Annotated in this window: 4 protein-coding genes and 1 pseudogene; 2 read left to right on the top strand and 3 right to left on the bottom strand. The window is 73.0% G+C overall.

From position 1 onward, the window contains the following. Positions 1-1,083: PP2C family protein-serine/threonine phosphatase (locus GTW67_RS28575; RefSeq protein ID WP_161167647.1), on the top strand; the 1,083-nt coding region annotated here is incomplete at its 5' end. Positions 1,084-1,113: 30 nt separating this feature from the next. On the opposite strand, the gene GTW67_RS28570 is transcribed toward GTW67_RS28575, so the two are convergent. The 3 genes from GTW67_RS28570 to GTW67_RS28560 are packed head-to-tail and all read right to left on the bottom strand — an operon-like array spanning position 1,114 to position 5,173. Beyond that, positions 1,114-1,752 (bottom strand): response regulator, encoded by a 639-nt coding sequence (locus GTW67_RS28570; RefSeq protein ID WP_161167646.1) that lies wholly within the window; start codon positions 1,750-1,752, stop codon positions 1,114-1,116. After that, positions 1,749-2,969: a sensor histidine kinase gene (locus GTW67_RS28565; RefSeq protein WP_202437817.1), complete on the bottom strand. Its 1,221-nt coding sequence runs from the start codon at positions 2,967-2,969 to the stop codon at positions 1,749-1,751. The genes GTW67_RS28570 and GTW67_RS28565 overlap by 4 nt, the downstream gene beginning before the upstream one ends. 5 nt (positions 2,970-2,974) lie before the next feature. Continuing rightward, entirely contained in the window at positions 2,975-5,173 is a 2,199-nt protein-coding gene (locus GTW67_RS28560; protein ID WP_161167644.1) for an MMPL family transporter, read from the bottom strand. A gap of 257 nt (positions 5,174-5,430) precedes the next feature. Here GTW67_RS28560 and GTW67_RS28555 point away from each other — a divergent pair. Further along, positions 5,431-5,663, top strand: a pseudogene (locus GTW67_RS28555) (hypothetical protein); the annotation flags it as partial.

Below are 5,663 nucleotides of genomic sequence, written 5' to 3'. Positions count from 1 at the left end.
ACCCACCGGGCGCTGTTCGAACAGCTCGGTGGTCACACCGCCGCCGTCGTCCCGCTCCGCACCCGGCAGCGGTCCTACGGCATCCTGACCGTGGCCCGCGCCGGGAACGCGCCCGCCCACACCGAGGCCGAGGTCGCCCTGCTCGCCGACATCGGCCGCCGCGTCGGGCTGGTCATGGACAACGCCCGGCTCTACCACGAGCAGCAGAACGTCGCCGAGACCATGCAGCGCCAGCTGCTCACCCCGCTCCCGCAGGTCGACCACGTCCGCATGGCCGCCCGCTACTGGCCCGCCGAGAGCGCCATGGAGATCGGCGGCGACTGGTACGACGCGTTCCTGCTCGCCGACGGGGTGATGGCCCTGGTCATCGGGGACGTCGTCGGGCACGACCTCCAGGCCGCGGCCCACATGGCCGAGGTCCGCAACATGCTCCGCGCCCTGGCCTGGGACCACCAGGAGCCGCCCAGCGTGATCATGCACCGTCTCGACGAGGCCGTCACCCACACCAGTGACGCCCCCATGGCCACGCTCGTCTTCGCCCGCGTCGAGGGTCCCGAGGGCGGGCCCTGGCGGCTCCACTGGGTCAACGCCGGTCATCCGCCGCCCCTGCTGATCACGTCGGACGGCGAGACCCGCTATCTGGAGGGCGGCCACGGCCCGCTGATCGGCATGAGCGAGGCCCTGCGCCTCGGCCTGGACTGGCCCGACGCCCGCGAGGAACTCCCGCCCGAGAGCATCCTCCTGCTCTACACCGACGGCCTGGTCGAGAGCCGCGACCGCCCGATCGACCTCGGCATGGCCAAGCTCCGCCACCACGCCGGCGTCCTGGCCCGCCGGCTGGGGGAGCGGACCGTCGACGACTTCTGCGACGAGCTGCTGGCACGCATCGCGCCCCGCGGCGACGACGTGGCCCTGCTCGCGCTGCGCCTGCCCGCCGCGGGCGTCGGCGCCGCCGGCGACACGGCACCGCCCCCGCCGGCCCAGTCCCCGCACAGCGAGGCCGCCCCCGACCGCGCCGCCCCCGGCTCCCGCCGCGAACACCCCGAGGTCACCGACCCGACCCACGACGACCCGGAGGAGTAGCGGACCGCGGTGACGGGAAAGCGGCCCCTCCTACGGCCGTCGCAGCAGCCCCCGCTCCATGGCCACCACCACCGCCCGCGTCCGGTCGTTCACGTCGAGCTTGGCGAACAGGCGCAGCAGATGCGTCTTGACCGTCGCCTCCGAGATGACGAGGCGTCTGCCGATCTCCGCGTTGGTCAGACCGTCGGCCACCGCCCCGAGCACATCCGTCTCACGTGCGGTGAGCGGGTCCTGCGCCGGGCGCCGCATGCGCGCGATCAGCTTTTCCGCCACCCGCGGCGCCAGCACGGTCTCGCCCCGCGCCGCCGCGCGGATCGCGTCGGCGAGCTGCTCACGGGTGGTGTCCTTGAGGAGATAGCCGATGGCACCCGCCTCCACCCCCCGCTCGATGTCCTGGTCGGTGTCGTACGTCGTCAGGATCAGCACCCGCGTCCCCGGATACCGGGCGACGATCTCGGTGGTCGTCCCCACCCCGTCGAGCACCGGCATCCGCAGGTCGACCAGCGCGACGTCCGGGGCGTGCCGCTCGACCAGGGCGAGGGCCGCCCTGCCGTCGCCCGCCTCCCCGACGATCTCGATGCCGTCCTCGCCCGCGAGCAGCGCGACCACGCCCGCCCGCATGACGGTGTGGTCGTCCACCACGACCACCCGGATCCGTCCGCCGTTCATCGCGTCGCCTCGTCTTCCGTGTCCCCGGCCTCGGCCGGCGTCTCCAGGGGAATCACCGCGAGCACCCGCGTGCCGTCGCCGACCGAGCTGGTGACGGTCAGCCTGCCGCCCAGCTCCGCCAGGCGTTTGCGCATCCCGTCGAGCCCGAACCCCGTCGACTCCTCCGGCACGAAGCCGACGCCGTCGTCGGTGATCTCCAGCTCCACACCGTGGGGCCGGCGGGACAGGACCACCCCGACCGTCGAGGCCCGCGCGTGCTTGCGGACGTTGGCGAGGGACTCCTGGGTGCAGCGCACGAGCGCGATCCGGGTCTGCTGGTCGCACCGGACGTCCGCGAGGTCGGCGGCCACCGTGAGCCCGGTGTCCTCCGTGAAGCGGTCCAGGACGCGGCGCAGCGTCTGCGTCACCGTGCCGGCCGGCGCGCCGCCCCGCCGCTGCGCCGAGCCCACCAGCTCCCGCGCCTCGGCCAGGTTCTCGCGGGCCGTCGACTCGATGGAGCGCAACTGCTGGGCGCTGCGCGCCGGTTCGGTGCCGAGAGTCGCCCGGGCCGCCTCCGCGAGGACCACGATCGACGCGAACCCCTGGGCGAGGGTGTCGTGGATGTCCCGCGCCATCCGCTCCCGTTCGTCCGCGGCCCCCTGACGCTGGTGCGCCTCGGACAGCTCCGCCTGGGTGCGCTCCAGCTCGACGATCAGCCGGGCCCGTTCGGTGCTCTGCGCGACCACCGCGTGCGCCCACAGCCCGATCAGCACGCCCACGGCCACGACGATCAGGGTGGACACCATCGTCTCGCTGAAGAACTCCAGCGACCAGCCCTGCCGGGACCAGCTCCCCGCGAGCGTCGTCGCGGTCGCCAGCCCCAGGAAGCCCATGGACGCCTTCGGGGTCCGCCCGAACATCCAGTAGTGCGGCAGCGTCACCATGAACAGCGCCGCGTAGCTGCCGCGCAGATACGCGAGGCCGCCCAGCGCGCACACCAGCACCGACAGGTACACCTGCGGCCGTACGACGGGGTTGTCGGGGAAACGGTCGAGCACCGCGTAGCAGAGCACCACGCAGCCGAGCAGCGCCAGCGCCCGGTACCTGCTCCCGCCGGGCCCGTCCATGGTGGCGAGCCCGACGGCCATGGCGGCGAACAGCACCCAGCACACGGCGTTCCAGCGGCGCAGCGCGGCGGACCAGAGGGCGTCGGCCGAGGGCCCGGTGAGAGCGGTCATGCCGATCAACGTACGTCGGCCACCGGCCGGACCGGTACGGCGAGGTCCGTCCCGGCGGCGGCCTGGCGCCCCGGGCGCGACGGCCACCAGGTCTTCTCGCCCAGCAGGAGCAGCGCCGCCGGCAGGATCATGATCCGTACCACGAAGGCGTCGAGCAGCACCGCGGCCGCGAGGACGAAGCCGATCTGCTTCATCTCGATGATGTGCAGGAGGACGAAGCTCACGAAGACGGTCGTCATGACGACCGCGGCACTGGTGACCACGCTCGCCGACGTCCGGATCCCGGCGAGCACCGCCTGCTGCGTGGGCACCCCGTCGAGCGCCGCCTCCCTGATCCGGCTGACCACGAACACCTGGTAGTCCATGGACAGGCCGAACAGGATCACGAAGAGGAAGAGCGGGACCCGCGAGCCGATCGAGCCGGTGGAGTGGAAGTCCAGCAGCCCTTCGGCCCAGGTGCCCTGGAAGACGAGGACGAGCACTCCGAGCGCCGCCGCGGCCGACAGGAGGTTCAGCACGACCCCGATCAGACCGAGCACGACGGAACGGAAGGCGTACACGGTCATCGCGAACGTCACCAGCAGCAACGCCCCGAGAACGAGGGGGAGTTTGCTGTTCTGGTGGGCCGGATAGTCCGCGTAGCGGGCCACGTCCCCGCTGACGCCGTACTCCGCGCCGTCGACCTTGCCGACCGTGGCCGGCAGATAGTCGTCGCGCAGACGCGCGAGCGAGTCGCCGGCCTCGGCGGAGTTGCCGAGGTGGGGCACCGTCAGTCGCAGCACACTGGTCCGGCGGTCGGCCGAGGTGCTGACGTCCGAGGCACCGGAGAACAACGGGTCCTCGCCGGTGAGCCCGGCGAGCCCGCGCAGCGCGTCCGCGACGTCACCGGCGCGTTCCGCGTCGGCCCGCACGACGACGTCGTGGGTGACCCGCCGCTCGGGGAACGCCTCGTTGAGGCGGTCGTACACCCGCATGGCGGCGATGTCCCGTGAGTGCGTGTCCCGGCTCATCTCCGTGATCTTCAGGCCCGTCAGCGGAAGCGCGAGGGCGAGCAGGGCGAGCACCGAGACGCACAGGGTGGCGAGCGGGTGCCCGGTGGCGGGCCGCAGCACGGCCGTCCAGACCCGGCCGGTGCCGTCACCGCGTACACGCCGGGCCGGTTTCCCGTGCTCCGCCCGGCGCGCCGCCCTGCGCTCCGCGCGCCTGCCGAGCAGGGTCAGCAGCGCCGGCAGCGCCGTCAGGGAACTGGCCACGGCCACCAGGACGACCACGATGGTGCCGGTCGCCAGCGAGGAGAAGATCACGTCGGAGGCCAGGTACAGCGTCGCCGTGGACACGACGACCGCCAGGCCCGACACCACGACCGCCCGGCCCGACGTCGCCGCCGCCAGCTCCACCAGCGCCTCGCTGCTCAGCCGGCCCCCGGCCCGGGCCCGTTCCTCGCGCTCCCGCTTGAGATAGAAGAGCGTGTAGTCGACGCCGACGGCGAGGCCGATCATCAGGATCACATTGGTGCCGACGCCGGCGTCGGGGGAGAGGTGGGAGACCACCATCGACAGGCCGATCGCCCCCGCGATGGACGTCAGCGCGAGCAGCAGCGGCACCGCGGCCATGACCACCGAGCCGAAGGCGATCAGCAGGGTGACCAGGGTGACCGGCAGCGTGATCTTCTCGGACAGCGCCAGGTCCTCGCCGCGCTGCCGGTCGACCCCCTTGCTGACGGACGGGCTCCCGGTCTCCTCCAGCAGCAGCCCGGGGTGCGCCTTCCGCACCGCCGCCGTCTGGGCGAGGAGCGCGTCCACCTTGTCCTTCGCCTCGCGCTCCTCACCCTTCAGGACCACCTCGACCAGCAGGATCCGGTGGTCGCCCGACCACACCGGCGCGGCCACGCCGGCCACCTCGGGCAGCGCCCTCATCCGGGCCGTCAGGTCCCGTGCCGCCGTCTCGGGCTCCCGCCCGTCCGTGCCACCCGAACGGGCGGAGATCAGTACCTGCTCGGCGGATCCGCGTTCCAGATGCCCTTCGGCCGCCATGGCCTCGGCGCGGCCGGCCTCACCGACGCGGTAGTCCGCCGTCGTGGCGCTGTTCGTGCCGACGGCCGAGCCGGTCACCAGGCACAGCACCACGAACAGGAGCCAGCCGACGACGGCCCGCCAGGGGTGCCGTGCGCTCCAGCGCGCCATGCGCACAGTCATTGAGTTCATGCCCGAAAGCCTCACGGAGCAGGGCAGTTGACGGACAGAGGTGTCCGGCTGAACCTGCCGTCCACCGATCGGTGGACGGCGGTGGTGGGGAAGACCCCCGGGCCCCGCGAGCGCATGCCCCGGGCCCGCGGGGTTCACCCGGGTGAGCGCCTTGAGTGGTGGAAGCCGGAGGGCTGACTGACGGTAAATCACGTCAGGGCCGGGTCGGATCAGCTGACGAAGCACCAGCTGCCCGGTCGTGGCGGAAGGAATCTCGGATGCGAACTGCTCGCACTCTCCTGACCACAGCGGCGGCCTCGGCCGTCCTCGTCCTCGGCGCTCCCGGCGCCTACGCGGCGGCCGGTGGCGACTGGGACCACGACGACTCTTCCTACAGCAAGGAGCACGACAGCGGAAGCAAGCACGACGAGCCGCGAGGCGGGATGCACACGGGTGGCGGTGCGCTGACCGTGGCCGGCGAGGGCGACTGGGGCGGCTCGGACAGCGGCGG

Origin of the sequence: Streptomyces sp. SID5910, assembly GCF_009862125.1 — a bacterium.
In the GTDB taxonomy this organism is placed as follows: domain Bacteria; phylum Actinomycetota; class Actinomycetes; order Streptomycetales; family Streptomycetaceae; genus Streptomyces.
This window is presented reverse-complemented; position numbering and strand designations above follow the sequence as displayed.